Origin of the sequence: Kribbella sp. NBC_00482 (assembly GCF_036013725.1) — a bacterium.
GTDB lineage: Bacteria > Actinomycetota > Actinomycetes > Propionibacteriales > Kribbellaceae > Kribbella.
On sequence record NZ_CP107881.1, the window covers coordinates 1,882,717 to 1,908,324 of the forward strand.

At 68.0% G+C, this 25,608-nt stretch carries 23 protein-coding genes and 1 tRNA gene; 10 read left to right on the top strand and 14 right to left on the bottom strand.

The window, feature by feature from the left end; all coding sequences use genetic code 11:
• The first annotated feature begins 161 nt into the window (after window positions 1-161).
• The 3 genes from OHB24_RS09435 to OHB24_RS09445 all read left to right on the top strand — a co-directional run bounded on the left by OHB24_RS09435 (window position 162) and on the right by OHB24_RS09445 (window position 4,863).
• Window positions 162-2,315: a (Fe-S)-binding protein gene (locus OHB24_RS09435; RefSeq protein WP_327638576.1), complete on the top strand. Its 2,154-nt coding sequence runs from the start codon at window positions 162-164 to the stop codon at window positions 2,313-2,315.
• A gap of 87 nt (window positions 2,316-2,402) precedes the next feature.
• A complete protein-coding gene (locus OHB24_RS09440) occupies window positions 2,403-3,194 on the top strand; it encodes a hypothetical protein (RefSeq protein ID WP_327638577.1) in 792 nt (263 codons plus the stop codon).
• Between the two features lie 97 nt (window positions 3,195-3,291).
• A complete protein-coding gene (locus OHB24_RS09445) occupies window positions 3,292-4,863 on the top strand; it encodes an alkaline phosphatase D family protein (RefSeq protein ID WP_327638578.1) in 1,572 nt (523 codons plus the stop codon).
• A 33-nt stretch (window positions 4,864-4,896) separates the two neighbouring features.
• On the opposite strand, the gene OHB24_RS09450 is transcribed toward OHB24_RS09445, so the two are convergent.
• Window positions 4,897-6,102 carry an RNA-guided endonuclease InsQ/TnpB family protein gene (locus OHB24_RS09450; protein WP_327638579.1) on the bottom strand — a complete coding sequence of 402 codons (1,206 nt, stop codon included), beginning with the start codon at window positions 6,100-6,102 and terminating at the stop codon, window positions 4,897-4,899.
• A gap of 92 nt (window positions 6,103-6,194) precedes the next feature.
• On the opposite strand from OHB24_RS09450, the gene OHB24_RS09455 reads away from it, so the two are divergent.
• Together OHB24_RS09455 and OHB24_RS09460 are read left to right on the top strand one after the other, a co-directional pair.
• Window positions 6,195-7,046 (top strand): galactose-binding domain-containing protein, encoded by an 852-nt coding sequence (locus tag OHB24_RS09455; protein WP_327638580.1) that lies wholly within the window; start codon window positions 6,195-6,197, stop codon window positions 7,044-7,046.
• Window positions 7,047-7,055: 9 nt separating this feature from the next.
• Complete coding sequence (locus OHB24_RS09460; RefSeq protein ID WP_327638581.1) at window positions 7,056-8,006, top strand: aminoglycoside phosphotransferase family protein; 951 nt, start codon at window positions 7,056-7,058, stop codon at window positions 8,004-8,006.
• Here OHB24_RS09460 and OHB24_RS09465 read toward each other — a convergent pair.
• Both OHB24_RS09465 and OHB24_RS09470 read right to left on the bottom strand, forming a co-directional pair.
• Window positions 7,998-8,534, bottom strand: coding sequence for a hypothetical protein (locus tag OHB24_RS09465; RefSeq protein WP_327638582.1), 537 nt, complete (start codon window positions 8,532-8,534; stop codon window positions 7,998-8,000). The two genes, OHB24_RS09460 and OHB24_RS09465, sit on opposite strands and share 9 nt — an antisense overlap.
• 61 nt (window positions 8,535-8,595) lie before the next feature.
• Window positions 8,596-8,669 (bottom strand) — tRNA-Gly (locus OHB24_RS09470).
• A gap of 357 nt (window positions 8,670-9,026) precedes the next feature.
• Here OHB24_RS09470 and OHB24_RS09475 point away from each other — a divergent pair.
• A complete protein-coding gene (locus tag OHB24_RS09475) occupies window positions 9,027-9,467 on the top strand; it encodes a MarR family winged helix-turn-helix transcriptional regulator (protein ID WP_130388106.1) in 441 nt (146 codons plus the stop codon).
• A gap of 145 nt (window positions 9,468-9,612) precedes the next feature.
• Complete coding sequence (gene dcd, locus OHB24_RS09480) at window positions 9,613-10,188, top strand: dCTP deaminase (protein WP_327638583.1); 576 nt, start codon at window positions 9,613-9,615, stop codon at window positions 10,186-10,188.
• 57 nt (window positions 10,189-10,245) lie between these two features.
• Here dcd and OHB24_RS09485 read toward each other — a convergent pair whose 3' ends face one another.
• From OHB24_RS09485 to OHB24_RS09500, 4 genes are all read right to left on the bottom strand, one after another.
• Complete coding sequence (locus OHB24_RS09485; RefSeq protein ID WP_327638584.1) at window positions 10,246-11,715, bottom strand: hypothetical protein; 1,470 nt, start codon at window positions 11,713-11,715, stop codon at window positions 10,246-10,248.
• Window positions 11,716-11,924: 209 nt separating this feature from the next.
• Complete coding sequence (locus OHB24_RS09490; RefSeq protein WP_327638585.1) at window positions 11,925-12,170, bottom strand: hypothetical protein; 246 nt, start codon at window positions 12,168-12,170, stop codon at window positions 11,925-11,927.
• A 145-nt stretch (window positions 12,171-12,315) separates the two neighbouring features.
• Window positions 12,316-13,152, bottom strand: coding sequence for a DUF4097 family beta strand repeat-containing protein (locus tag OHB24_RS09495; protein WP_327638586.1), 837 nt, complete (start codon window positions 13,150-13,152; stop codon window positions 12,316-12,318).
• The gene (locus tag OHB24_RS09500; RefSeq protein WP_327638587.1) at window positions 13,149-13,925 is read right to left on the bottom strand and encodes a hypothetical protein; all 777 of its coding nucleotides are present in this window, start codon (window positions 13,923-13,925) and stop codon (window positions 13,149-13,151) included. The genes OHB24_RS09495 and OHB24_RS09500 overlap by 4 nt, the downstream gene beginning before the upstream one ends.
• 111 nt (window positions 13,926-14,036) lie before the next feature.
• Here OHB24_RS09500 and OHB24_RS09505 point away from each other — a divergent pair, with 111 nt between their 5' ends.
• Window positions 14,037-14,831, top strand: coding sequence for an SDR family NAD(P)-dependent oxidoreductase (locus tag OHB24_RS09505; protein ID WP_327638588.1), 795 nt, complete (start codon window positions 14,037-14,039; stop codon window positions 14,829-14,831).
• On the opposite strand, the gene OHB24_RS09510 is transcribed toward OHB24_RS09505, so the two are convergent.
• Complete coding sequence (locus tag OHB24_RS09510; protein WP_327638589.1) at window positions 14,806-15,402, bottom strand: TetR/AcrR family transcriptional regulator; 597 nt, start codon at window positions 15,400-15,402, stop codon at window positions 14,806-14,808. The genes OHB24_RS09505 and OHB24_RS09510 overlap by 26 nt on opposite strands.
• Before the next feature lie 187 nt (window positions 15,403-15,589).
• On the opposite strand from OHB24_RS09510, the gene OHB24_RS09515 reads away from it, so the two are divergent.
• Both OHB24_RS09515 and OHB24_RS09520 read left to right on the top strand, forming a co-directional pair.
• Complete coding sequence (locus OHB24_RS09515; RefSeq protein WP_327638590.1) at window positions 15,590-17,635, top strand: hypothetical protein; 2,046 nt, start codon at window positions 15,590-15,592, stop codon at window positions 17,633-17,635.
• Window positions 17,636-17,724: 89 nt separating this feature from the next.
• Entirely contained in the window at window positions 17,725-20,220 is a 2,496-nt protein-coding gene (locus OHB24_RS09520; RefSeq protein WP_327638591.1) for a polysaccharide lyase family 8 super-sandwich domain-containing protein, read from the top strand.
• Here the strand turns inward: OHB24_RS09520 and OHB24_RS09525 are convergent.
• The 6 genes from OHB24_RS09525 to OHB24_RS09550 all read right to left on the bottom strand — a co-directional run bounded on the left by OHB24_RS09525 (window position 20,198) and on the right by OHB24_RS09550 (window position 25,578).
• Entirely contained in the window at window positions 20,198-20,728 is a 531-nt protein-coding gene (locus tag OHB24_RS09525; RefSeq protein WP_327638592.1) for a MarR family winged helix-turn-helix transcriptional regulator, read from the bottom strand. The two genes, OHB24_RS09520 and OHB24_RS09525, sit on opposite strands and share 23 nt — an antisense overlap.
• Window positions 20,725-21,324 (bottom strand): DJ-1/PfpI family protein, encoded by a 600-nt coding sequence (locus OHB24_RS09530; RefSeq protein WP_327638593.1) that lies wholly within the window; start codon window positions 21,322-21,324, stop codon window positions 20,725-20,727. Before OHB24_RS09530 ends, OHB24_RS09525 begins: the two co-directional genes overlap by 4 nt.
• A 158-nt stretch (window positions 21,325-21,482) precedes the next feature.
• Window positions 21,483-22,655 carry an MFS transporter gene (locus tag OHB24_RS09535; protein ID WP_327638594.1) on the bottom strand — a complete coding sequence of 391 codons (1,173 nt, stop codon included), beginning with the start codon at window positions 22,653-22,655 and terminating at the stop codon, window positions 21,483-21,485.
• Window positions 22,652-23,857, bottom strand: a complete 1,206-nt coding sequence (locus OHB24_RS09540; protein WP_327638595.1) for a DNA polymerase III subunit beta family protein — start codon at window positions 23,855-23,857, stop codon at window positions 22,652-22,654. Before OHB24_RS09540 ends, OHB24_RS09535 begins: the two co-directional genes overlap by 4 nt.
• 34 nt (window positions 23,858-23,891) lie before the next feature.
• On the bottom strand, window positions 23,892-24,410 hold the full coding sequence (locus tag OHB24_RS09545; protein WP_327638596.1) for an AAA family ATPase: 519 nt from the start codon (window positions 24,408-24,410) through the stop codon (window positions 23,892-23,894).
• Window positions 24,411-24,426: 16 nt separating this feature from the next.
• Window positions 24,427-25,578, bottom strand: a complete 1,152-nt coding sequence (locus OHB24_RS09550) for an anhydro-N-acetylmuramic acid kinase (protein WP_327638597.1) — start codon at window positions 25,576-25,578, stop codon at window positions 24,427-24,429.
• Between the last annotated feature and the right edge of the window lie 30 nt (window positions 25,579-25,608).

The following is a 25,608-nucleotide window of genomic DNA, read 5'->3' on the forward strand; positions in this document are numbered from 1 at the left end:
AGGTACTGCGGTTGCAGTGGTTAGAAACTTACGGACCGGTCTACTCCGGCGCAACGATCCTTCTGTAACGCTGTGTGTCGATTTGGTGACAGCGGAATTGGCGGCGTGACGAGCCCTACACAGACATGACTGACGGGTAACCGACCAATAACATCGCTGGTATGCAGATCCTCGCCATCGTCGTCTCGCTCGCGATCGCTGCTGTCGGTGTCGCGTTGTTCGGCAAGACGATCGGGCACATCGTGTCCGTCATCAAGCTGGGCCAGCCGGTCAGCCGGACCGACCAGCCCGGGCAGCGCTCGGTCACCCTCGCCAAGGAGACACTTCTCCACACCCGGATGCTGCAGTGGAGCCACATCGGCGTGCTGCACTGGTTCGTCGCGTTCGGTTTCATCGGGCTGTTCCTCAGCCTGGTGACGGCGTTCGGGCAGCTGTTCGACCCGCACTGGGTGCTGCCGGTGATCGGTCACTGGTTCGTGTTCGAGTGGGTGAGCGAGTTCCTCACCTGGACCGGCCTGATCTCGATCATCGGGTTGATGGCGATCCGGTTGCGCAACCTGCCGCGGGGCGAGAAGGGCCGCTACAGCCGGTTCTTCGGATCCACCGCCTGGCAGGCGTACTACGTCGAGTACACGATCCTCGGCGTACTGATCTGCATCCTGCTGCTCCGCGGACTCGAGTACGAGCTCGGCGCCGGGACCAAGTTCCACTTCCCCAGCACGTTCTTCGTCGGCGACGCTCTGTTCGGCGGCCTGTCCGAGCACGCGCTGGAGAACACGGTCTACCTGGTCGCGATGATCAAGATCCTGATCTCGTTCGCGTGGATGATCACGATCTCGCTGAACGCGACGATGGGCGTGGCCTGGCACCGGTTCACCGCCTGGCCGAACATCTGGTTCAAGCGCAAGGCCGACGGCGGTACGGCGCTCGGCGCGCTGCAGCCGATCATGGTCAACGGTGCTCCGATCGACTTCGAGAACATCGACGAGCTCGACGAGGACGCGGCGCTCGGGGTCGGCAAGGTCGAGGACTTCACCTGGAAGGGCCTGCTCGACTTCACCACCTGCACCGAGTGCGGGCGATGCCAGTCGCAGTGCCCGGCGTGGAACACCGACAAGCCGCTGTCGCCGAAGCTGATCATGATGGGGCTGCGCGAGCACGCGTACGCGAAGGCGCCGTACCTGCTGGCCGCCGATGACGACGCCCGCAAGTCGCTGCCGGAGCTGGTGCTCGCCGAGCAGGAGAAGCCGTTGGTCGGGCCCGCGGACGTCGCCGTCATCGACGAGGAGGCGCTGTGGGCGTGCACCTCGTGCGGTGCGTGCGTGCAGCAGTGCCCGGTCGACATCGAGCACGTCGACGCGATCATGGACATGCGCCGGTACCAGGTGCTGATCGAGTCGTCGTTCCCGTCCGAGCTCAACGGGCTGTTCAAGGGCCTGGAGAACAAGGGCAACCCGTGGAACATGAACCCGTCCGGCCGGATGGACTGGGCCAAGGACCTGCCGTTCGAGGTCAAGCAGGTCGGTTCGGACGTCGAGTCGCTCGATGAGGTCGAGTACCTGTTCTGGGTCGGCTGCGCGGGCGCGTACGAGGACCGCGCGAAGAAGACCACACAGGCGGTGGCCGAGCTGCTGAACATCGCGGGCGTTTCGTTCGCAGTGCTGGGCGACGGCGAGACGTGTACGGGCGACCCGGCTCGGCGTTCCGGCAACGAGTTCGTGTTCCAGCAGCTGGCGATGCAGAACGCCGAGGTCTTCAAGGAGACCAACGTCCGCAAGGTCGTCTCCACGTGCGCGCACTGCTTCAACACGCTGAAGAACGAGTACTCCCAGCTCGGTGTCGAGCTCGACGTCATCCACCACACCCAGCTGCTGAACCGTCTCGTCCGCGACGGCAAGCTGACCCCGGTCGCGCAGGCCGACAGCTCGCTCAACGGCCAGAAGATCACGTACCACGACCCGTGCTACCTCGGCCGCCACAACCAGGTGTACGACGCCCCGCGCGAGCTGCTCGACATCATCCCGGGCGCGGAGTACGCCGAGATGCCGCGGAACCAGACGAAGTCGTTCTGCTGCGGCGCCGGCGGCGCGCGGATGTGGATGGAGGAGAAGCTCGGCACCCGGATCAACCTGAACCGGACCACCGAGGCGGTCGAGACCGGCGCCGACAAGATCGCCACCGGCTGCCCGTTCTGCCGGGTGATGCTGTCCGACGGCCTCACCGCCAAGCAGGCCGACGGATCGGCCCGTGAGTCGGTCGAGGTCCAGGACGTCGCGCAGCTCCTGCTCGCTTCTGTAAAGCGTGGCGAAAGCTGACCTGCAACTAGCTGCAAACCTCTTCCTCCCCAGGTGGTCCAGACCATAAGATCCACCGTCTGAATCACCTGGGGAGGAAAACGCATCATGAAGTTCCGCGCCGCCGTGGCCACCGCGGCCGCCGTACCGCTCGCCCTCGGCCTCGCCGCCTGCGGTGGAGAGCCCAAGGCCACCGGTTACAAGCCATCGACGCCGGCCACCACAACCGCCGCACCCAAGCCGGTCGACACAACCACGGCCGCACCGGCCACGGTCGCCCACCTGAACCGCGTGACGTTCGTCCCGGCGATGACGTCGGCGGTCGGAAAGCAGAAGGCCTGGCACACGGTCGGCACGGTCACCGCCAACGGCTCGACGCTGATGACGATGGACGGCTACCAGACGACGAACCCGGTCGCGATGTCCATGGAGATGTCCGGTGCGGCGTTCCAGGGCAAGACCGCGAAGATCGTCGTGATCAAGAAGACCGCTTACCTCTCGATCCCGGGGATCACGCCGGCCGGGAAGTTCAAGAAGTTCGCGTCCGGTCTGAACGACCAGTTGAGCGAGCTGATCGAGGGCGGCGACCCGACCAAGATCTACAAGTCCTTCGACAAGAGCATGGTCGACGTCAAGTTCGTCCGCACCGAGACGATCGGCGGCCAGCAGCTCGACCGGTACGCCGTGACGGTGAACACCGCGAAGGCGCTGGCGCTCCAGGGCAAGAAGGTCCCGGCCGAGCTACCGAAGACGCTGACCTACTCGATGTGGCTGGACAAGTCCCACCTGGTCCGGCGGATGACGTTCGACCTCAGAGGCGTCTCGATGGTGATGAACATGACCGACTACAACAAGCCGGTGAACATCACCGCTCCGCCGGCGAGCAAGATCGTGAAATAGGCCGGAACCGGTCATTTTCCCACCCCGTTGTGTGAACTTCTCGTAATCTCCCGTTACGGATGTGATCACCTCAGGATGATCGGGTGGGTGGGTGCCGATGCCGACTACACGACGCAATTTCCTTACCGTCAGCGGAGCAGCGGCGGCGCTCGCGCTGAGCGGCAGTCTTCCGGAGATCAAGACGGCCGCAGCGGGCTGGACCGGCCGGGTCGACCGGCGGGATCCGTTCACGCTCGGTGTCGCGTCCGGCGATCCGTTGCCGGACGCGGTGGTGATCTGGACCCGGCTGGCCCCCGATCCACTCGCGCCGTTCGGCGGGATGGATCGGCGGCCGGTCGAGGTGCAGTGGCAGGTCGCGGAGGACGAGCGGTTCCACCGGATCGTCCGCTCCGGCACGGCCAGGACCGGGCCCGAAGCGAGCCATTCGGTGCACGTCGACGTACGCGGACTGCGGCCCTGGCGGCACTACTGGTACCGCTTCCGGGTGAACGGGCAGCTCAGCCCGGTCGGCCGGACCAAGACCGCGCCGGCGTACGACGCTGTCGTTCCTGAACTGTCGCTGGCGTTCGCGTCCTGCCAGGCATGGTGGGAGGGCTGGTACACGGCGTACGCCGATATGGCGAAGCGCGACCACGACGTCGTGTTCTTCCTCGGCGACTACATCTACGAGTTCGGGATCGACCGCGGTATCCGGCCGCATTCGAACGAGCCGTACATCACCCAGCAGACCGTGACGCTGGACGAGTACCGGCAGCGGTACGCGGCGTACAAGCTGGATCCCGATCTGCAGAGCGCGCACGCGAAGGCGCCGTGGGTCGTGACGCTCGACGACCACGAGGTGGTCGACAACTGGGCGGACGAGGCGCATCCGAGTGCGCCGCCGGCCCAGTTCCGGGTACGCCGGGCCAACGCGTTCCGCGCGTACTGGGAACACATGCCGCTGCGGCTCGCGCAACTGCCGAAGGGGCCGGACATGCAGCTGTACCGGCGGATCAGGTACGGGCGGCTCGCGGAGTTCAACGTGCTCGACACACGCCAGTACCGGTCGGACCAGGCGTACGGCGACGGCACCAAAGCGCCCGGCCCCGAGACGGCCGACCCGGCGCGCACGATCACCGGTGACGCGCAGGAGAAGTGGCTGCTCGACGGATGGTCGGCTTCGCAGACGCGCTGGAACGTGCTGGCGCACCAGACCGCGATCGCCCGGCTGGACACGAAGGACGGGCCGGAAGTGCTGGTCCCGATGGACACCTGGGACGGGTACGAGGCGTCGCGGAACCGGATCCTCGGCGGCGCAGCACAGCGGAAGGTCCGCAACCTCGTCTCGATCGCGGGCGACCTGCATCGCAGCGTGGCGTCGGACCTGAAGCTGGACTTCAACGACCCCGCGTCGGCGACGGTCGGCGCCGAGTTCGTCGGTACGTCGATCACGTCCGGAATCGACGGTGAGGACCTCGACGCCGGCGGCGCGACCTTGCTGCGGGAGAACCCGCACATGAAGTTCGGCAACTTCCAGCGCGGGTACGTCAGCTGCTCCATCACGCCGCAGCGGTGGATCTCCGACTACCGCGTCGTCGACAAGGTGTCCGTCCAGGGCGGCACCGTGAGCACTCGCGCCAAACTCCTCGTCGAGGACGGCCGCCCCGGCATCGCGGAGGTACAGAATTGACGTCCTCCCACGCCTGTAGGCGGGGGATTCCAGCTACGCGACCATTGGAGGTGCGTGTTGAGGTTCACGCTTCTCAGAGACCTGTACCGCAGTCTCTCCGCGTGCAGTCACGGCCCGTCCGGCCGCGGTCTTGCGTGCGATGTTGATGGCCGCGTTTACGTCGGCATTGGCCTCGTGCCGGCAGGCGACGCACCGGAACACCGCTTGGCTCTCGCGGTTCCCCGATGCGACATGCCCACAGGCACTGCAGGTCTGCGACGTATACGCAGGATTGACCTTCTCGACCCGGCCCGGCGCCTTGTGCTCCAGACGCTGAACGAGCCGACCCCAGCCCTGGGCGAGGATTCCCTGGTTGAGCCCGGCCTTCTGCCGCACGTTGCGGCCCGGCGCTTCGAGGGTGCCGCGCGCCGACCTCGTCATGTTACGAATACGCAGTTGCTCGACACCGATGACGTCGAACCGCCGGGCCAAGTCGGTGCTCGTCTGCTCGACCCAGTTCTTCCGTCGGTCACTCTCCCGGGCCTTGAACCGCGCGATCGCGGCCCGGATCTTCCCGCGTCGGTTGCTGCCACGCTTGGCCCTGGCGAGCTTCCGTTGCAGACGCTTCATTCGCCGCTGCTCCGGCCCCGACAGGCCAGGGCAGGACAGCAGTTCCCCGGTCGACAAAGCCGCCGAGACAGTCACTCCACGATCCACACCTACCACTTCACCGGTTCCTGGTGTCTGGATGGGTTCGGGGATGACCGCGAACGCGAGGTGCCAGCGCCCGGCCCGGTCACGCTTGATCCGGTACGACTTCGCGTCCGGCAGCTTGCGGGACAGCCGGAACTTCACCCAGCCGACCTTCGGCACCAACACCCGGCCCCACCTCCGGTTCAACTTCTCCACCCGCAGTGCCTGCGACCCAACCACCCGAAATCCCTCGTGCACGCCTTCCCGGCGCCACGTCGGCCGCTGGTGGGTGCCGTTGTAGAAGTTCCGCCACGCCTGGTCGAGATCCCGCAGCGCCTGCTGCTGCACCGTCTGCGATCCAGCCTTCAACCACGACTCCGCCGCACGGGCCTCAGTGAGCTGCGAGGACTGTGTCACATACCCGGGGGTTGCAGGACGATCGGGCCGCCACATCAACCGCTGCTCCAAGCCCAGATTCCACACATACCGCGCATGCCTGCAGTGCTCCAGCAACCTGGAGATCTGAGCTGGGGAGGGTGCAAGGCGGTAGCGAGACACAAGGCACATCCGACCAGACGGCACCGACAGTTTTCACTTGAAGGGAGGGAGTTGCGGTTCGTCCCCGTCCAGCAGGACGGGGCTTCCCCGCAACAAATCGAATGAGGATCCCCCGACAGACCGTCGTCGCGGCCGGCACCCTGCTGGCGGCCGCACTGCTCGGCTCCAGTTCGATGCCTGCGGCAACGTCCGACGTGGCGGTGAGCGTCACCCCGGAGCAGCTGAGCGTGGTCGGACTCCCCTGCTTCCCCGGCACCCTCAACCTGACGATGACCAACACCGGTAGCCAGGACCGGTACGCCGACCTGACGCTCGAGCCGACCGGTCCGCTGCAGCTGTCCCGCACACTCTTCTCGTCATGGCTTCCCGCGGTCGACCCCGACCAGCCCGTCTCCGCACCTGTCGAGGTTCGCGTACCGCGCGACACCAAGCCCGGTTCGTACAAGATCGATCTCGAGGTCGACCGGAACCGCGTGACCGTCCCGGTGACCGTCGAGCCGCTGCCGGCGAAGGGCCCTGGCGACAACCTCGCGCTCGGCGAGCAGGCGACGGCGTCCTCCACCCACGGCAACTTCACGCTCTGCGGCGCCGTCGACGGAGACAACGACCCAGAACATTGGGACACCCTGACCGGCTGGAACGACGGCACCCGCGCAGTCTTCCCCGACACGTACGACGTCGCACTGTCGGCGCCCGCCACCGTGAACCGGGTGGAGCTCTACACACTCGACTCGGTGAAGTACCCGGCACGGCTCAACGGCCTCCGCGACTGGGACGTCCAGGCGAAGGTCGGCGGTGCGTGGCAGACCGTCGCCCAGGTCCGCGGCAACACCCTGGGCCACGTCACCTCCACCTTTGACCCCGTCCAGGCGGAAGCTGTACGCATCCTCTGCCTCGACGGCAACGACCACACGTACTCCCGCATCGTCGAACTCGAGGTCTACGGAACCTAGGTCAACCATTTGAAAGAAGAAATCGCGCTCGCCTTCGACCTGGGCACCCCGGACGGCGACCTGATCCATGTCCGGCGCGGCGACGCGGATGCCTGGCGACTCGACACCGCGACCGGGAGCTATTTCGTCAAGGGGTACCTTCCTGCCGCGGATGTGCACCAACTGGCGGTCGCGATGGCGTTCGAGCGTCGGGCGCTTGCGGCCGGTGTAGACATGCCGGAGCCGGTCGTGCCGACCGATCCTCTCCTCGGTTGGGTGACCCGCGTCGACGACCGGCTGTTCCGGGTCTACCGATGGATCGAGCATTCTCAGCACGACCAGGACGTCTCGGCCTGGCTCGGCCGGACGATGGCGCAGGTCCATCAACTGCAGCCGCTCGGCCCAGGTGGCTTGCCCGAGTGGTGGCGGCAAGCGCCGCCGGAGACTTGGGAGGGTTGGTTCGCCAAGGCCCGGAACCGTGACGCCGCATGGGCTCGGGGAAATGACGGCCTTCCGCACATCCTCGCGATCACCACACGCATCGCGGAACTCTGCGACGTCGTACCGGATCTCGTGACAACGCATGGCGACTTCAAGCCGCACAACATCGTCACGTCGCGATCCGGCCCCGTTCTGGTGGATTGGGACAGCGTCCGAACGGACAGCGCGGCCCTTGAGGCAGGTCGGTCCGCGTACATCTTCGGAGCCGGCGAACCCACGCAAATCAAGAGAATCCTCGCCGCGTACGTCGCCGCAGGCGGCGAACTCGGATGGGCCGGCGCGGACCTCTTCCTCAGTGTGGCGAGAAATGTCGTCCAGGTTCTCGGCGAGCAAATCCGCGTCTCACTCGGAGAGACCACCGCAGCCCAATGGATGGGCGACCCCACGACGATCGAAACCGCCATCGGCACCACTCTTCGGGACCTGCCCGGCAAACTCGACCAGCTGCATCGAGCAACGCAAACGATCGATTTACTCTGATCTGTCCAGCAGATCGAAGTGGCGCAAGGTGCGTTGAGCCACCTCCTGCGGCGCAAGCCTGCTGGTATCGATGACCAGTTCGTCCAGGTCCGCGGCGTCGAGGCGCTCGGCGATCTCGTCGCAGCGCTCCAGGTGCCATTCCAGCGCCGACCGCTGACTCGCGCTGTACCGCCCCCGCAAGCGTTTCCTGGTGATGTCAGCCTCGGCCGTAAGCCGAACCATCCGAACAGGCAGCTCGATCGCAGCCTCGTATCGCTCCCGAGCAGCCGTGGTACTGATCACCCCACACATCACCAACTGCCGCGGCCCCGCCGACCGATAAGACTTCCAGACCGCAGCGATGTTGTGTGCCTCGATCAGAGCATTGTCCTGGTCAGCAGGCGGCCAGGAGCGGTGGAACCAGTCGACGTCCATGAGACTGAACGGCCTGCCGGCGTTCGCGAGCAGGTCCCCGACATGCTCGAGCGTCGACGACTTGCCGACGCCGTATCCACCGTTCAGAAAGATCGCATAACCGGCCTGCGTCACGGCGAATCCTCCCTGGGACGACAAAACCCGCAGGTCATGCCGCTGACCTGCGGGATTTCGGTGGAGCGGGTGACGGGAATCGAACCCGCACTGTCAGCTTGGGAAGCTGATGTTCTGCCATTGAACTACACCCGCGCGGCCGGTCTCCCGACAGCGGTGAAGAGCATAGCCGATCCCGGGGCCCGCAACCACGCCGGGTCCGCGTGCCGGGCGGCCCGAACGGGCCTACCGTGGAACCGCCGGGTTGTTGCGCCGTCAGCAGCTCAGTCTCGAAATTCGGTGCCGAACGCATCGAAAAGAGGGGGGTGGACGGTTTGCACGGGGGGTTCTTGGGCAGTTTTTCACAAAGGGCACGTTCAGGACTGGGCAGGTTCGTCATCTTCTGGCAGATTAGAACGCGTTGCCGGGGGCAACATTCGACGCAACGTGAGGATGCGGTCCTCGCCGGGACCGGACAAGATGGTTGCGGGGCAACTGATGAAGGGGTGAACGGTGGCAACAGACACAACTGACGCGGTGGACAACCTGGAGAAGGAACTCGTCACGTTGGCACGGCGGCTGCGCGGTCTGCAGCGGACGCTGTCCGACGAGGCGCACCCGGACCTGGAGCCGGCGCAGTACGCGTTGCTGAACCACGTCGAGGAGCTGGCACCGGTGCGGATGGCCGACCTGGTGGCAGCGCTCGAGGTGGACAAGGGACCGGTCAGCCGGGCCTGCGCGCGACTCGAGGAGGAGGGCCTGCTGAAGCGGGCCGCCGACAAGTCGGACGCGCGTGCGACGCTGCTGACGCTGACCGCGGCCGGAAAGCGCAAGCTGACCGCGGCCCGGAAGAAGCGGCACAAGGTGATCGAGGACCTGCTCAAGGACTGGTCGCCGGCGCAGGTGAAGACCTTCGCCACCCAGGTGTCGAAGTTCAACAAGCTGGCCAACTGAAGATAGTTGCCTCAGGCCCACGGTCTGGTGGTGCGCTCACGCCGGGGAGCTGAGGGCCCCGGACGACTCACCACCAGGCACGGGAAACGGGCCTGACCGGCAACGCGAGCTGTGCGGACGAGCAGCACGCTGCTAACGTGCGACCGTGCTGCTCTCCGACCGTGACATCTTGGCCGAGCTCGACGCGAAGCGGGTCCAGCTGGATCCGTTCGATGCTGCGATGGTGCAGCCGTCGAGTGTCGACGTACGGCTGGACCGGTTCTTCCGGGTCTTCGAGAACCACAAATATCCGCATATCGATCCGGCCGAAGAACAGCCCGATCTGACCCGGCTGGTCGAGCCCGAGGGCGGCGATCCGTTCATTCTGCATCCCGGTGAGTTCGTCCTGGGATCGACGTACGAGCTCGTCACGCTCCCCGACGACGTCGCCGCCCGTCTCGAGGGCAAGTCGTCACTGGGCCGTCTCGGCCTGCTGACCCACTCCACCGCCGGCTTCATCGATCCCGGCTTCTCCGGCCACGTCACGCTCGAGCTCTCGAACGTCGCGACGCTGCCGATCAAGCTCTGGCCCGGTATGAAGATCGGCCAGCTCTGCTTCTTCCGGCTGTCCTCCCCCGCCGAGCACCCGTACGGCTCGTCGAAGTACGGCTCCCGCTACCAGGGCCAACGCGGACCGACGCCGTCCCGCTCCTTCAAGAACTTCCACCGCACCGACGTCTGACAAGCGAAAGGGCCCCGGGAACCGAACTGGTCCCGGGGCCCTTTTCGCTTCAGCTGCTCAGGCAGTCGGCTTCATCACGATGCTGACCAATTGGACGTCGTTACTGCCGTAACCACTGCCCTTCGGCAGCTGCCCGAAGACACCGCCGTACGGCGACACCGCGTCCGGGGACATCTGCGTGCCGTTGTAGAGGCTCATGTCGTTCCCGCCGGCAGACGTGCCGGGTGACTCGGAGCCGCCGCCCGACGGGGACTCACTGTCCGACGGAGAGGCACCGGACGTCGGGGAGCCCGAGGGCGTCTCACCCGGCGACGGGTTGCTCGACGGGAGGTCCTCGCCGGTCTTCGCGTCGAGCAGCACCGGCTGCTTCTCGGTCTGCACGTACACGACGCCGTGGAACGCTGCGGTCACGCGCGGCACGATGCGCTGTCCGGAGTCGCTGGTGAAGCCCCACGCCTTCTTGCCCGTGCTGTCGTCGAAACCGAGGATCTCCTTCGGACCGGTCGGCTGGAGTTTTGTGCAGACGATCGAGGTCGCCTGGTCCCAGATGCACTGGTACCCACCGGAGTCTCGTGCCGACAACCCGGGCGCCGACTTCACCACAGCACCGGTCGACAGATCGACCGAGTAGAGCGAGGCGACCTCTTCGTCGCCGCCCTTCGGGTACACCGTGCCGTAGAAGAACGCGTGCTTGGCGCCGCCGCCGATCGGCCTCAGAAGGCCCTGCTTCAGCGGGATCTGCTTCGTGACCTTGCCGCTCGCACCGTCGACGAGCACTGCCCCGGCATCGTCGGCGTTCTCCTTACTCTCGGCCTTCGCAGCCGCGACCACGCCGTTGTGAACGGCACCCGGAAGGACGTCCGGCAACTCGGTCCCCTTCTTGGTCTGGGGGTCCGCATACACCGTCGACGTCTTGGCGCTGCTGGCCACACCGATGGCGACCTGCCCGGTCTCCGGGTCGTACTGGGCGCCTGAGATGTGCAGGACGCTCGGCCCGCCCGCGGCGACCACCGGCGTGGACACCTCGGCGAGCTTCTGACCGGACGCGACGTCGATCCACTGGACCAGCACCAGGTCCTTCGACTTCTGCGTGCCGTTGCCCTTGTCGGACTGCGCGTAGGCGACCACCGCAACGTCCTTGCCGTCGACCTTGACCGCCATCGGATCGGTCACACCGCTGACCGTGGTGGTCTCCGCCTCGGTCGACTTGATCTGCCAGAGCTTGTTCGGGTCCGCGATGTCGTGGCCGGTGAGACCCCGGTAGTTCACGAACAGGGCCGCCTGGCCGACCATGCCGACCTTGGTGTCGTCGTACATCTCCCGGCCCTCGTAGTCGGGCACGGGATACGCTGCGGCGACGCTGAACGCCTTGGGTGGATCGAAGGACGGGACGGTCGGGGCGGACGGAGTGGCCGAGGTGGTGGTGGACTCGCCGCCCTTGTTCTCGGAGCCCGATTCGGACTTCTTGTCGTTGCCGCCGCAACCGGCTACCAGGATCAGGGCTGCGGTGACAGCTGTGGTTGCCACCATCGGACGCAACATCGTCGGTATCTCTCCCAGGTCGCCGAGAATGATCGACTGAACGCTAGCAGTGTCCGCGGGTCCGCCCGGCAGTTATCCACAGGCATTGCACCAACCTGCAGCGCAGGGAGGGTGCTAGCGCCCGATGCTGACGAGTCCGAGCTTTTCGAGTACGGCGCAGATCGCGGCCGCCGCGCCGTTCAGCGGTACGCCGTTCATCGGACGATCGAGAGCCCGGTCCCGCGGTGGCGGGGCTGCGGCTCGGCCAGCGGCCTGGTGGCGGGCTCGGTCAGGCGGCGGGAGGCGGGCTCCAGCCGGTCGGCCAGCTTGCGCAGCGCACCCGCCAGGCCCTCCCGCGGGGTGGTCCGGGTCGTGTCCTGGCGCCGCAGCGCCCGTGCCTCGGCGGCCTGCACCCGCTCGGCGATCCGGTAGCGGGCAACTTCCTCGTTCTCGCTGATCATGGTCGTGCTCCCCTCGCATAGTCCCCGTGCTGGTTTTCGGCAGTGCTTCGCCCAGGTCCCCGCCCGAGGGCGGGAACCTCTGGCTCCCCTACATCAACCCAACGAACCCGACGACGCCGATCCGACGCGTGCGGTCGAACGTGGGTCAGACCTTGACGACGGTGATGTCGCCGGAGACGGTGCGAGCGCGCAGCATCAGCGCGCGGTCCCCCTCGGCCGGCTTCTCGCCGGGCTCGAGATCGCACCGGATCCGTCCGGTGACCGTCTTCAGGTCCAGGTACGTCGGAAGTCCGTCCGGGACCCCGATCTGTACGTCGCCGCGGGCCGTCTCGGCCTGGACGCTCGGCCCGTCGGCGATCTCGACCTTGACGTCGCCGGAGCCGGAGGTGGCGACCGAGTGGTCGCGGATCCGCTCGATGGTGATGTCACCCGAGCCGACCTTGACGGAGGTGGGACCGGCCGCGTCGCCGATCGTGACGTCGCCGGAGCCGGTGCTCAGACCGAGCGCGTCACCGGCCTCCTCGATGGCGATCGAGCCCGAGCCGGTGCCGGCCCGGACCGCGCCGGCGGCCGACTCGACCTTGACGTCACCGCTGCCGGTGTTCACGCCGAGCTCGTGCTCGACCCGGGTCAGCCGGACGTCGCCGGAGCCGGTCGCGAGTCGCGCGGAGCCGAGCGGCACCTGCGACACGATGTCGCCCGAGCCGGTCTTGACGCGGGCGTCGAGGACCGTGGAGGTGGCGATCCGGACCGTGATCTCCGGGCCGCGGCGGACGTTGCGCGGGCTCTCGACGACGAGCTCGCCGTCGGTGACGTTGAAGATCACGCCCTCGTGGTCGCCCTCGATCTCCATCGAGATCGCGGTCCCCTCGCCCTCGGGGTTGGGGACGAGCTCGACCAGGCCGGAGCCGATCTCGATCCGGATCCGGTCGATCCGCTCGTTCTCGTCGTCGATGAACTGGGTGGCACTCCGGTCGCTCATTCTGCCCATCCCGTCAGTCGCTGGCCCGGGCCGTGCCCGCCCCGGTTCCGGTCCTTGTTCTCGCGGCGCCGATCCTTGTCCTCCCGGCGGCGGTCCCGGTCGTCACGGCGACGGTCGCGCTCGAACCGGCCGCGGTCCTGGCCGAAGACGCCTTCCTCGCTGAACGGGCCGTTCGGACCGAACACGCCGTTCGGGCCGAAGACCCCGTCAGGGCCGAGCGGTCCGTTCGGACCCAGCGGGCCCTCAGGGCCGAACACCGGGCCACGCGGCGGGCGCGGCGGCCGGGGCGGGCGCGGGCCGCCGCGGCGGCGCTCGCTGAGCTCGGTCATCACGGTGCGCATCAGCCACGCGTTCGAGGAGATTCCCTCGGCGTTGGCGGCCTCGTCGACCTTGTTCTTGATCGACATCGGCAGCCGCAGCGTGATCCGCGCGGTCGGCTCGTCGGCGTCGAACACGAACTCGGAGTCCGCGTCGGCGTCGATCTCGTCGTCGATGTCTTCGTCGGTCTCGTCCGGACCGGTCAGCTGGCTGGGCGCCGGCGTGACCACGAACTCCGGGCGGCCGCCGGCCATCCGGAGCTCGACCGACCCCGGGGACAGCTCACGGCTGATCTCCCCGGCGGCGTCGGACAGGGCTGAGATGAGGGCCAGGCGGCCCGCGTCATCCAGCGTGGCCCCGAGGCGCTGCGCCACGGAGCGAGTTTGCTCGTCGGCCAGGGCGGTGGCGTTCTCAACGCTCCGCCGGACCGACTCGAGGTAGTGGTCAAGTTCCATGGCAGCAATCATGACGTCATGGTGACGTCACTGTCAACCCCCGTGATGTCATGTCGTCGTCAGACTGGCGTCAGAGGCACAATGACCCCCAAGTCGCCGACAGGAGGAACCGTGTCCAGAGGAGTACTGATCACCGGTGCGTCGAGGGGCGTCGGCGCGGCCGCCGCGCGGGCGTTCGCGGCCGCCGGCGACCGGGTCGTGCTGCACTGCCGGGGTGCCGTCGATCGTGCCGAGGAGGTTCGCGCCGGGCTGCCGGGCGAGGGCCACGCGGTGATCGCCGCGGACCTCGGCGATGCCGCCGCAATCCCTTCCCTGGTTGCGGAATCGGCCTCCGCGCTCGGTCGCATCGACGTACTGGTGAACAACGCCGCGATGTTCGTCGACGAGCCGGTCGCGGGCTCCCGCCGAGTCGGTCACCCGCTGGCGGAGACGTCGTACGACGAATGGGTCGCGACGTGGCGCCGTACCCTCGCCGTCAACCTCGAGGGCGCGGCGCACGTGACCTGGTGTGTGGCGCGGCAGATGCTCGACAACGAGCCCGCGGAAGGCGTCCGGCGGGGCGCTATCGTCAACGTCGGGTCCCGCGGGGCCTATCGCGGTGAGCCCGACGTCCCGGCGTACGGCGCCTCGAAGGCCGGACTGCACTCGCTCGGGCAGTCGTTGGCGGCATCGTTGGCACCACATGACATCACCGTGACGTCAATCGCGCCCGGTTTCATCGCCACCGACATGACCGAGACGTTCCTCGCGGGTCCCGGCGGCGACGCGATCCGGGCGCAGAGCCCGTTCGGCCGCGTCGCGACCGCCGAGGAGGTCGGGAACGCGATCTACTGGCTCGCCTCAGCCCAGGCGAACTGGGCGAGCGGCGCGGTCCTCGACTTCAACGGCGCGTCGTACCTGCACTGAGATAGGGGGCGATCATCAGGTCGAGCTGGTCGGTGAGGAACTCGGGCAGAGAGCCCCAGCCGTTCACCGTCCAGACCTGGAGTGCGCCGCTGAAACAGACAAGGGTGTGCCGAGCCAGTGCCGGTACGTCGGTGTCCTCGCGGAGCTCACCGACTTCCACGGCGGCCCGGTAGAACGTCTCGCAGCTGTCGACGATCGCCGCGGAGTGCGCCAGCGCATGCTGCCGGAACTCCGGATCGGCGACGTCGAGCTGGACGAAGCCGTTGCCGAGCTCCTCGCGGCGCTTGATATGCGCGACCGCGGACAGCGCGAAGTCCCGCAGCGTGGCGAGCGGCGACGCGTTTCGGGCGGTGGCCTCCTCGGCCGCGAGCTTGACCAGCAGCGGCGACCGGGCCGCGGACGCGAGCAGCAGACCGCGCTTGGAACCGAACCGCTGCATCAGCGTCGGCGGCGCCAGGCCGACCCGGGAGCCGACCGCCGCGAGGGTCAGTTTCGCCGGTCCGAGCTCGGCCAGGACCTGGCGAGTGGCGTCCAGGATCGCGTCGTCGCTCACCAGCCGTGGCCGGGCCATGTCAGAGCCTCCGAGTTTATGAATGGCCATTCGCTAACACATGAAATCGTAACAGATCCTTGTTGGCTCAGTTATTCAGTGACAACGGGTGAGCTTCCGGACACCTGGAGAGGGGTCCGGACCAGTGCATCCGCCGTCCGGTGCACCCGTCCGTGGGCCGGGCTCGTCGGACAACGGGAGCCTCTTCATGCGTTTCGCCCGCATCACCCTGGGTCTGCTGCTGGCGCTGTCAGGCCTGCTCGCCGCCATCGCCGGAGCCGTCGCCGCCTTCTGGCTGGTCGGCCCGGACAACACGATCTCGACACCCCGCCGCGAGCTCGCCAGTACGGGCCTCGCGGTCGTCACCGCACCGTCCCTCCTCGATCGGCACGGTCCGACGCTGCGCGTGAGCGCGTCGGGCGACAAGCCGCTGTTCATCGGCGTCGGGCAGGACCTGGACGTGCGCGACTACCTCTCGGGGACCGCGCACACCCGGCTGACCAAGTTCGACCCGCCGGCCACATTCGGCACGCAGGAGCTGCGCGGCGACACCAAGAAGCTGACGGCGCCCAGCCAGCTGGATTGGTGGGTCGCGCAGTCCGCGCCCGGTTCGCAGGCCGTCACCTGGCCGATCCAGGACGGGCTGTACGACGTGGTCGTGATGAACGCGGACGGTACGCCGGCGGTCGGCGCGCAGGTCACGTTCGGGATTGAGGTGCACCGGCTGTTCGGCATTTGCCTGCTGGTGCTCGGGGTGGGCGTTGTCGTGCTCACACTCGGCCTGGCCCTCGTGCTGCGCCGCCGCCCGGTCGCGAAGGAGACCGCGGACACGACCGAGATCCCGGTCATCAAGACACGGATCCCGGTCCTGGTGCCGGCGGCCCCGGTCCAGCGCGAAGAGGAGGAGAACGCCCCGGCGTACCGCGTCTCCCCCTTCGCCCCCGACCGCGTCTCCCCGTTCGCCCCGCTCGCCGCCAAGGAGGAGCAGCCGGCTCCAGCTCCGGTTAAGGCGCCCGTTCGGCAGGTGCCTGTGCGGCCTGCGGCGGTTCGGCCCACGGCTGCTGTGCCGGCGGCGCCGATGTTCATGTCGCCGGCTGCCGTCGCACGGGCCAAGTCGCCCGCGCTCATCGGGGCGGGCGCCTCCCAGCGGTACGACGAGCCCGCGCAGACGACGTACGCCGAACCTGTCGAGGAGCCCGTCGACAGCATCGCGGAGGAGATCGTCCCGCTGGCAGCGTCTCCGGAGTTCGTGAAGAGCGACGAGGCGGTCCGGCGTACGGCGGCGTTGCTGGCCAGCGGCGCGATGTTGCTGACGGCAACCAGCTGCGGGCTGATGCCGCCGAAGAACACGATCACCGCGGAGGACTCCCGCCCGGCCGTCACGCTCGCCGACGCGCAGGCCGTCGTCCAGCGGTACAACCAGCTCAACAACCAGGCCAACAAGACCCGGGACGGGAAGCTGTCCGCGACGATCGAGGGCAACCCGACCCTCGCGCAGACCCAGGCCGGCTTCCAGATCGGCCGGAAGCTCGACGCCGCGGGCAAAGACGTGTCGAAGCCGTTCAGCTACACCGACCCGGAGATCGGCGCCCCGCAGTTCACGTCGTACCCGATGCGGTTCGTGGTCAGCTCCGGCGTCTCGGGCGCGCCCGGGAACCGTCAGCTCGGCGTCTGGCAGCGGGAGAGCGCCGGCAGCCCGTGGCTGCTGACACACTCGGTCTACCCGCCGAACGCCGTGGAGCTGCCGTCCGTCGCCGGGCTGCGTACCCCGAACGCGGCCGATCTGAGCAAGCTCCAAGGCCGGCCCGAAGCGGTCGCGAAGGACCTCGCGGCGTACCTCACCGGCGGCAAGAACGCGCCGCAGTCGAGGCTGTTCACGCCGACCGCCGGCCTGACCAACATGCTCGACCTGCGCGCGAAGTCCAAGGCCGCCGACACCGCGGAGCCGTACATCGCCGGCGTCACCGACGCGTTCGCGCCGTCCGGCGTCCCGCTGACGTTCATCACGGAGTCCGGCGACGCTCTGGTGTTCCTGTCGCTCACCGAGCAGTACCTGCAACGCGTCGAGCCGGGCTCGAACGCGTACTGGACCAGCGGCGAGGCGACCGCGTTCAGCGGCATGGCCAAGTACACCCAGACCCTCCACCAGGACTACCTGCACCAGGTCGCCGTGGTCATCCCGGCCAAGTCGACCGGCGACGCAGTACAGGTCCTGTCGATCGACCCCCAGTTGGTAGGCGCAGGCGGCGCCTGACACATCTTTGACGAGTCAGCGGTTGTCGAAGGATAGTTCCGACTGATTGACTTCACTGGTTAGGTTTTCCCATCCGCCCGGGAGTACCAGTGGATCTCACCCGTCGCCGCCTGCTGTCCTTCGTCCCCGCGACCGCGTTGCTGACCGCGGTCAACCCGGCTCCGGCCGCGCGCGCCACCCTGGACGCGATGAACGCCGACCCCAGCCAGTTGCTGGCCAACGCGATCGCGATCTACACCGGTACGGCGGAATCCAACGCGCGCCTCGAGGTCGCCGCGAAGGTCACCGCGATCGACACCACGGCCCGCACCTGGCTGGCCGCCCTCGACCGCGCCGGAAGCGGCGAACTGTTCGCCGGCCTCCCACTCGGAACCAGCGATCCGAACCTGAGTTCGTCGTACCAGCACCTCTACGAGATCGCCCTCGCGTACCGGCGGCCCGGACCGGCCTCGGACCTGCAGGGCAACGAGCAGGTGCGTGCGCGGATCGCGGAGAAGCTCGTCTGGCTGCACGACAACTACTACGGCGACCAGTCGAAGGGGTACTACGGTAACTGGTTCACCTGGGAGATCGGCATCTCGACGTTCGTGTCGAAGACGCTCGCCCTGATCGACGCCCCGGCCGACCTGATCACGCGGTACGTCGCCTCGATGGACGCGTACCTGCGCAACGGCAAGGACGGCGACGTCGACCTCGACTCGCGCTTCCACACCGGCGCGAACCTCGTCGACATCACCGCGAACCGGGTCATCCAGGGTGCCCTGCTGAACGACGACGCGCGGGTCCGGAAGGCACTGCAGGACCAGTTCACGGTGTTCGCGACCGTCGACCCGTACAACCTCCAGCACGGCGTCACCGACGGGTACTACGCGGACGGCTCGTTCATCCAGCACTCGTCGGTCGCGTACACAGGCTCGTACGGAAAGGCCCTGCTCAGCCGGGTCGTGCAGACGATCAAGGTGCTCGCCGGCACCGAGTACGCGCAGAGCGACGACCTGGTCGGCGTGGTGCAGGGCTGGGTCGAGCACGGGTTCGCGCCGCTGATCTTCGAGGGCTGGATGATGGAGATCGTCAAGGGCCGCGCGGTGTCCCGGACGGGGACCGGGTACGACGACGTCGCGGTCATCGTGGAGGCGATCGTCGACCTCGCGGACTACGCGACCGGCGCGGATTCCCAGCGGTTGAAGGCGTTCGCGAAGTTCACGGCGCGGCCGACGATCAACGTGAACTCCTTCGTCTCACCGGTGAGTATCGGGCGGTTCGCGGACATCAAGAACGATCCCGCGATCGTCCCGGCCGACCTCAATCCGGCAGCGGATACGACGGCGTTCAACGCGATGGACCGGACGGTGCATCGCAGGCCGGGGTACGCGTTCGCGCTGGCACGGAACTCGTCGCGGATCAGCAAGTACGAGTACATGAGCGGCGAGAACCTGCTGCCGTGGTTCCAGGGTGACGGCGCGCACTACCTGTACCTCGCCGGTCAGGATCAGACGCAGTCCTTCGGCATCGACTACTTCACCACGGTGTCGCCGTACGCGCTGGGCGGCGTGACGACGCCGGTCGAGACGCGCAAGTCGATCCCCGAGCTGTACGGGACGGCGTACTACGACAATCCGCCGGATTTCACCCCGTCGTCGGAGGACCAGAACACGTACGTCTACTTCCCGGTCGGGACGAACGCGTACTCCGGTGGCGCGACGCTCGACACGTACGGCGCGGTCGGCTGGGTGCAGTCGGACGACTTCGCATACGCGTCGCGGGCGAGCCTGCCGGACGACTTCGTGGTCTACCAGAACGCGTCGGCGACCAAGTCGTGGTTCCTGCTCGACGACGAGATCGTCGTACTCGCAGCCGGTGTCGGCGACGCGACCCGCGCGGTGACGACCACCCTCGACACCCGCATCGCCGGCGCCGCCGATCCCGTGACGATCACCGGCGTACGGCGTGATGGCCGGAACTGGACCGGGACCGGGGACCCGCTTTGGCTGCGCTACGCCAACGGCGCCGTGTCCGTCGGCTACTACTTCCTTCAGCCGACCCAGCTGTCGGCAGATCTCCAGACAGTCACCCGGAGCCGCCGGGTGGTGCGGACCTCCAACCCGGACACCGCGGTCACCAAGCAGGTCTTTGCGCTCACCGTCTCTCAACCGGCCGGCGCGAAGCGCGCACTCGCGTACGCATTGGTGCCCAACGCAACGGATTCCGCGTTGAAGTCGTACCGGCACGGCCGGATCGTGACGCTCTCGAACACCGTGAAAATGCAGGCGATCCAGCATCTCGGGCTGCGACTCACCGCCGTCAACACGTTCACGCCCGGCCCGCACAACCTTCCGGGACTGGGCGTCGACGGTCCGGCTTCACTGCTCATCCGCCGACAGTCCTCGAGCGTGCAGGTTGCCGTTTCCGATCCGACGACGCAGCGCGACAGCATCACTGTCAATCTGCGGGCGCAGTACCTCAAGCCCGCGGCCCCGGTCGACGGGGTGCAGGTGACGCGGACGGTCACCGGGACACGGCTCATGTTCAGCACGCGGCACACCTACGGACGGAGCCTCGCGATCAAGCTTCTTCCAGCTTGGTGATCAGGGCCTGCAGGGTGCTGAGCGTCGTACGAAGGTCGTCGACGTCGACGGCCTTGGCGAGTTCGGTGGTCCACGGGCCCTGAGCGACTGAGATCTGCCGGATCGCCCAGTAGCCGGCCTCGGTGCAGGCGAGGAGCTTGGCGCGCCGGTGCGCCGGGTTGGGCCGGTACTCGGCGAGACCGCGCTCGACCAGCAGGTCCGCGATCCGCTGCACGGCTTGTCTACTGACACCCATGATCCGGCCGGCGTCGGCGACCGACCGCGGCTCGTCGAGGACGCCGCCCAGCACCTGCCACCAGGCCGCCGTGATCCCGCCGTTCGCCGCCAGGCCCTGCGCGGCTTCCATCAGCCGCGCGTTCAGCCGGAAGGTGGCGAGTACGACGTCCGTCACCACCACACCACCTTCGGACCGCTTCCCGACCTCCGGCCACTCCGCGCGGGGCGGAACGGCCGCCGGCTCCGCGCCCACCGCACGCTCGGCCGGTCCCAACTGATCCTTCGACGTCATCCGACCAGCGTTGCGTACGACGCTGGGTCGGCGCGGTGGAACACGCCCTCGTACGCCTCCCGCTTCGGCTCGTCCGCGAGCTCGAGCCGCTCCATCACGGCCCGCGCGAACTGCACCGGCGAGTCCGGTCCCGCCGTGATCAGATCCCCGTCGACGACCGCGCGGGCATCGACGTACCGCTCCGAACCCTGATACCCGGTCGCCTGCAGGTACTCCTTGGCCGCGCTCGTGTGCTTCCGCTCATCGAGCAGCCCAGCCCGAGCCAGCCCCGCCGTCGCACCACAGATCGCCGCAACCGGCACGCCGGCATCGAGGAACTGCCCCGCCAACTTCGCGAACGCCTCGCCACCACCCATGTCCCATTGCCCCGACCCGGCGAGCACCAGCAGATCCCCCGCATCGGGAGCGACATCCGCGATCGTCACATCCGGCACGACCCGCATCCCACCCATGGTCACGACCGACTCCAGCGACTCCCCAACCGTCACCACATCCCACGGCACGCCGGTGAACCGCCCAGTCCGCAGTTCCACCACCAGGTGCCCGATCTCCCAGTCCGCCAACGTCTCGTAAACCGCTACGTATGCTCTGTTCATAGACAACATACTGTCATGACGACAACATGTTGTCAACATCGTGATCGGTATCCCCACGCAGACAAAACCCCGCCAAACAGCGCTTTCCGCCCCAGATCCAAGGGTTACGCCTGCCTACAGGTACACCCTCTCGACCAGGCGGCAGGAGACGAACCGTCTTACGGCGCCACGGCGCGGTCGGATGGTTTGAGGTTGAGGAGGATAAGGCCGGCTAGGGCTGTGGCGGCGGCGGTGAGGGTTAGGGCTTGGTGGATTTTGAGGGCGGCTAGGAGGTTCGTCGAGGCGATCAGGGGGACGGTTTGGGCTAGGGAGAGGAGGGATTGGAGGCGGGTCAGGTGGGATCTGGGGGTGCTGCGGATGAAGAGGGGCGCTAGGTGGGAGGTGAAGAGGCCGATGCCTATGCCTTGGGTGAGGGTTGCGCCGATTGCGGTGGGGAGCGACGGGGCTAGGGCGAGAGCTGCGATGCCGAGTGCGGCGAGTAGGCAGCCGAGGCCTCCGGTTAGTTCGGCGCGGGTGAAGGTGCCGAAGCGTGCGACTAGGACTGTTACGAGCAGTCCGCCGGCGATGTTGCCCGCCACGACGAAGCCGGTCTGACCTGCTGTCCAGCCGTGGGAGCGGGCGAGTAACGGGACGCAGAGGGACGTGACCGGTAGTACGAAGGCTGCTACCAGCGCGACGACGGCGAGGATCATTCGTAGGACGGGATCGCCGACAGCTACCCGGAGCCCGTCCAGGGCATCACGGACGACCGACGGGCGATTGGGCTGCGGCGTCACGTCGTACGGCGGTTTGAGTATCAGGAGGACTGCGAACTGGACGGCGAACGTCAGGCCGTCGAGCATGAGCGCGCCGACCAGCCCGACCGTCGCGACGAGCAGACCGGAGATCGGTCCGCCGGCGAGAGTCATCAGCTGGGTGGCCGACGTACGCAATGCCATTGCCCTGGGCAACTGATCGTCGGGTACGAACAGTCGCGGGAGTACGCCGGCGGCAGGCAGCGCGAAGGCGTCGACGGTGCCGACGACGACCGCGGTGGTCAGCAGCAGCCCCGCCGAGACTCCGCGGATGCCGACAGCTGCGGCCAGCAGGAAGCAGCACGAGCCGACGATCGTGGTGCACGCGAGCAGGAGACGGCGTGGACCGATGCGATCACCGAGTACGCCGCCGAGTAGGAGGAGTACGGCGCGCGGCAGGGTGAAACCGGTCAGCACCAACGCGGCGACCCGCGGGCCGATGCCCGTCGCGGCCCAGCCGAGCGCGAAGAACAGCGCGGTGTCGCCGAGAACCGAGAGTGTCGAACCTGCCAGCCAGCCGTAGTAGGACCGGTTCACCCGTCCAGCCGGACGGGCATGACGAGGGTGGTGAACGTGCCCTGGTCGGCCGACCGTACGACGACCGGTCGCGCCGGCTCGCAGATCTCGAGCAGCACGTCCGGCCCGACACTCGCCTCGAGCGCGGCCGCCAGCAGGTTCGCGGTGAACCCGATCCGCACCGCCCCGGTCCCGATCGCGTCGAGCTGCACCTCGTCGTCGATCCGCAGACTCTGCTGATCGATGTCAAAGGCAACGACATCCCGTCCGGCGAGCACGTCCAGCAGGCCCAGTCGATCGACCACCACCCGGCAGGCCGGCGGGGTCAGCCCGTCGAGGATCTGCCCGTACGCCGGATACTCCGCATCAACCGTTTGCAGTTCACGCGACTCGTCTCCCCGCACCAGCGCCAGGCCGCCGTTCACCTCCACCCGTACGACGTCTCCCGCCGCAGCCCACCGACTGACCTCAGCAAGCTCGTCGGCCCGCACCAGCACCCGCGCCGCCACCCCACCGAACTCCACTGGCCGCACCGTCCGCACAGCCAGCCGATACCGATCCGTCGCAACAAACGTCACCTCATCCGGCCCCAACTCAATAAGCACACAGCTCAACACCAGTCCGAGGTCGTCACCCCCCTCCGCACTACCCGAGCCAACTGCACTGACGGAGGTGGAGGGGTCGCCGGAGCCGATTCCGTGGGCTGAGTCCGCCCTGGCGCGGGCGGCACGCGCGTCCGCGGGTGCGGCGGTGGCGCCCGCCGGCGCGGGTGGGGCGGCGGCGTCCGCTTGGGCGGGTGAGGCGGTGGCGCCCGCCGGCGCGGGTGGGGCGGCGGTGGGGGTTACTTGGCGGATGGCGCTGGCTAGTTCGGGGCCGCCTAGGAGGGCGGTGGTTTTTTGGGAGAGGAGGTTGGTGAGGAGGCGGGTTGCGGCTGTGCGGGTGGCGGTGGACTTGGCTTCCAGGGTGCGGAGGTGGGCGCGGACCAGGTCGGCGACTTCCGACGGAGGAGCGTCCAGGGCGAGGCGGACGTCGGGGAGTGGGAGGTCGATCTCGCGCAGGTCGCGGAGTAGTTGGGCCCGGGGTTGTTGCGTCCTGTCGTAGTACCGGTAGCCGTTTGTCGCGTCGACCTCGGCGGGTGGGAGCAGACCGCAGTCGTCGTAGAACCGCAGCGCACTCGGCGCCAGTCCCACCAGCCGTGCGAACTCACTGATCGTCAGCCTCATGGGCCCGACCTTCATCCCTGCACCAACTCGAAGGTCAACTCCGGAACCGGCCCCACAGGCTGAGGGTCTTGCCGAAGCGTTCCCCGCGGATCCAGTCCAGGATGCTTTTCGCGACCCGCTCCGGCGAGACGTCCCCGCGCACCGACCGCGGTACGAGCTTGCGGATCTCGGCCGCGTCCGCGAGCGCCTCGTCGATCTGGGACTCGGGCCAACCACGTCGCGCCAGCCGCTTCCGCCGTACGGCGTCCGGGCAGTCCAGGTGCAGCCACCTGCCCTCGGGCAGCTCGGCGGGCTGCGCCGGGGACAGCAGCAGGACCGGTATGCCGGAGCGCCGGATCAGCTCGGTGATCCGCAGCCACAGCGCGTTGTACGCGGGCCAGATCGGCACGGCCATGGGACTCGCGATGTCGAGCCCGAGCAGCCGGCCGTCGTCGTCCAGCAGCTCGTCCATGTCCATCACGACCAGGTTCCCAGGACTCAGCCGGACCAGCTCCGGCACGACCGTCGACTTCCCCGAACCAGGTGCCCCAGTCACCACGAACAACCTCGTCATAGGGACTAGTGTGCGGTCACTCGACCAGGAGACGCATGGGTGGTCGTGCCTCGCCGGAAATCGTCGGCAGCCCGCTCAGGCCGGGAGTGACCGAGCCGAGGACGCTCGAGTGGCCGGCGCCGGTGCAACTCGGGACGGTTCCGCCGAGGCCGTGGACGGTGAGGAATCCGAGTACGGCGAACGCGTACGCCTCCTTCGCCGCCGACGGTATCCCCAGCTCGTCGGTGGTCCGGACCGGAATGTCCAACTCGTCCGCCAGCAGATGCATCAGCGCCGGGTTCCGGATCCCGCCACCCGATGCCACCACCTCGGTCCCGCCGTACCGCCGTACCGCGTCGGCCACGGTCCGCGCCGTCAGCGTGGTCACCGTCGCGACCAGGTCCTCCGCCGGAATCACCGGCAGCCCCTCCATCGCCTGGGCCAGGTACGCGAGGTTGAACAGTTCCTTCCCCGTCGACTTGGGTGCCGGCCGCGCGTAGTACGGCTCGGCCAGTAACCGCTTGAGCAGCTCCTCGTGCACCTGTCCGCGCGCCGCCATCACCCCGTCCGCGTCGAACGGCCGCCCGGTCAGCTCCGCCACGACCGCATCGATCAGCGCGTTCGCCGGGCCGGTGTCGAAGGCAACCGGTTCACCCTGGACGACGGTGATGTTCGCGATCCCGCCGAGATTCAGCGCCACCGGTACGCCGGGACGCCCGCGCAACCACAGCACGTCGAGGATGCTGACCAGCGGCGCCCCCTGCCCGCCTGCAGCGACGTCCCGCGACCGCAGATCCGACACCACCGGTACGCCGGTCGCTTCCGCGATCCAGGCCGGCTGCCCGAGCTGCAGCGTCCCGCGCACCGACCCGTTGTCGACCCAGTGGAACACCGTCTGCCCGTGCGACACGACCAGGTCCGCGTACCCACCGCAGAGCTGCTCGACCGCCTGCCGCGCCACCGCCGCGAACGACTGCCCGATCCCGGTGTCGAGCTTGCACACCTGCTCGACGGACGTGGACGCCGGCGGCAACGAGGCGGCGACGGCTGCCCGCAGCTCGTCCGGGTACGGCTGACTCAACATCCCCAGCGGTGTCAGCACCAACTGGTCGCCGTCCAGCCGCAGATCCGCGGCAGCGGCGTCGATTGCGTCGTACGACGTCCCGGACATCAGCCCGATCACTCGCATGTCACTCCCGTCGATGGCCGGTCGCAACCT

Bases quoted from the DNA above. Each gene is read 5' to 3' on its own strand.
- OHB24_RS09550 (WP_327638597.1), bottom strand. From the start codon at position 25,578: ATGCGAGTGATCGGGCTGATGTCCGGGACGTCGTACGACGCAATCGAC.
- OHB24_RS09530 (WP_327638593.1), bottom strand. From the start codon at position 21,324: ATGAACAGAGCATACGTAGCGGTTTACGAGACGTTGGCGGACTGGGAG.
- OHB24_RS09435 (WP_327638576.1), top strand. From the start codon at position 162: ATGCAGATCCTCGCCATCGTCGTCTCGCTCGCGATCGCTGCTGTCGGT.
- OHB24_RS09495 (WP_327638586.1), bottom strand. From the start codon at position 13,152: ATGAGCGACCGGAGTGCCACCCAGTTCATCGACGACGAGAACGAGCGG.
- OHB24_RS09490 (WP_327638585.1), bottom strand. From the start codon at position 12,170: ATGATCAGCGAGAACGAGGAAGTTGCCCGCTACCGGATCGCCGAGCGG.
- OHB24_RS09500 (WP_327638587.1), bottom strand. From the start codon at position 13,925: ATGGAACTTGACCACTACCTCGAGTCGGTCCGGCGGAGCGTTGAGAAC.
- OHB24_RS09440 (WP_327638577.1), top strand. From the start codon at position 2,403: ATGAAGTTCCGCGCCGCCGTGGCCACCGCGGCCGCCGTACCGCTCGCC.
- OHB24_RS09525 (WP_327638592.1), bottom strand. From the start codon at position 20,728: ATGACGTCGAAGGATCAGTTGGGACCGGCCGAGCGTGCGGTGGGCGCG.
- OHB24_RS09545 (WP_327638596.1), bottom strand. From the start codon at position 24,410: ATGACGAGGTTGTTCGTGGTGACTGGGGCACCTGGTTCGGGGAAGTCG.
- OHB24_RS09515 (WP_327638590.1), top strand. From the start codon at position 15,590: ATGCGTTTCGCCCGCATCACCCTGGGTCTGCTGCTGGCGCTGTCAGGC.
- OHB24_RS09455 (WP_327638580.1), top strand. From the start codon at position 6,195: ATGAGGATCCCCCGACAGACCGTCGTCGCGGCCGGCACCCTGCTGGCG.
- OHB24_RS09540 (WP_327638595.1), bottom strand. From the start codon at position 23,857: ATGAGGCTGACGATCAGTGAGTTCGCACGGCTGGTGGGACTGGCGCCG.
- OHB24_RS09450 (WP_327638579.1), bottom strand. From the start codon at position 6,102: ATGTGCCTTGTGTCTCGCTACCGCCTTGCACCCTCCCCAGCTCAGATC.
- OHB24_RS09510 (WP_327638589.1), bottom strand. From the start codon at position 15,402: ATGGCCCGGCCACGGCTGGTGAGCGACGACGCGATCCTGGACGCCACT.
- OHB24_RS09445 (WP_327638578.1), top strand. From the start codon at position 3,292: ATGCCGACTACACGACGCAATTTCCTTACCGTCAGCGGAGCAGCGGCG.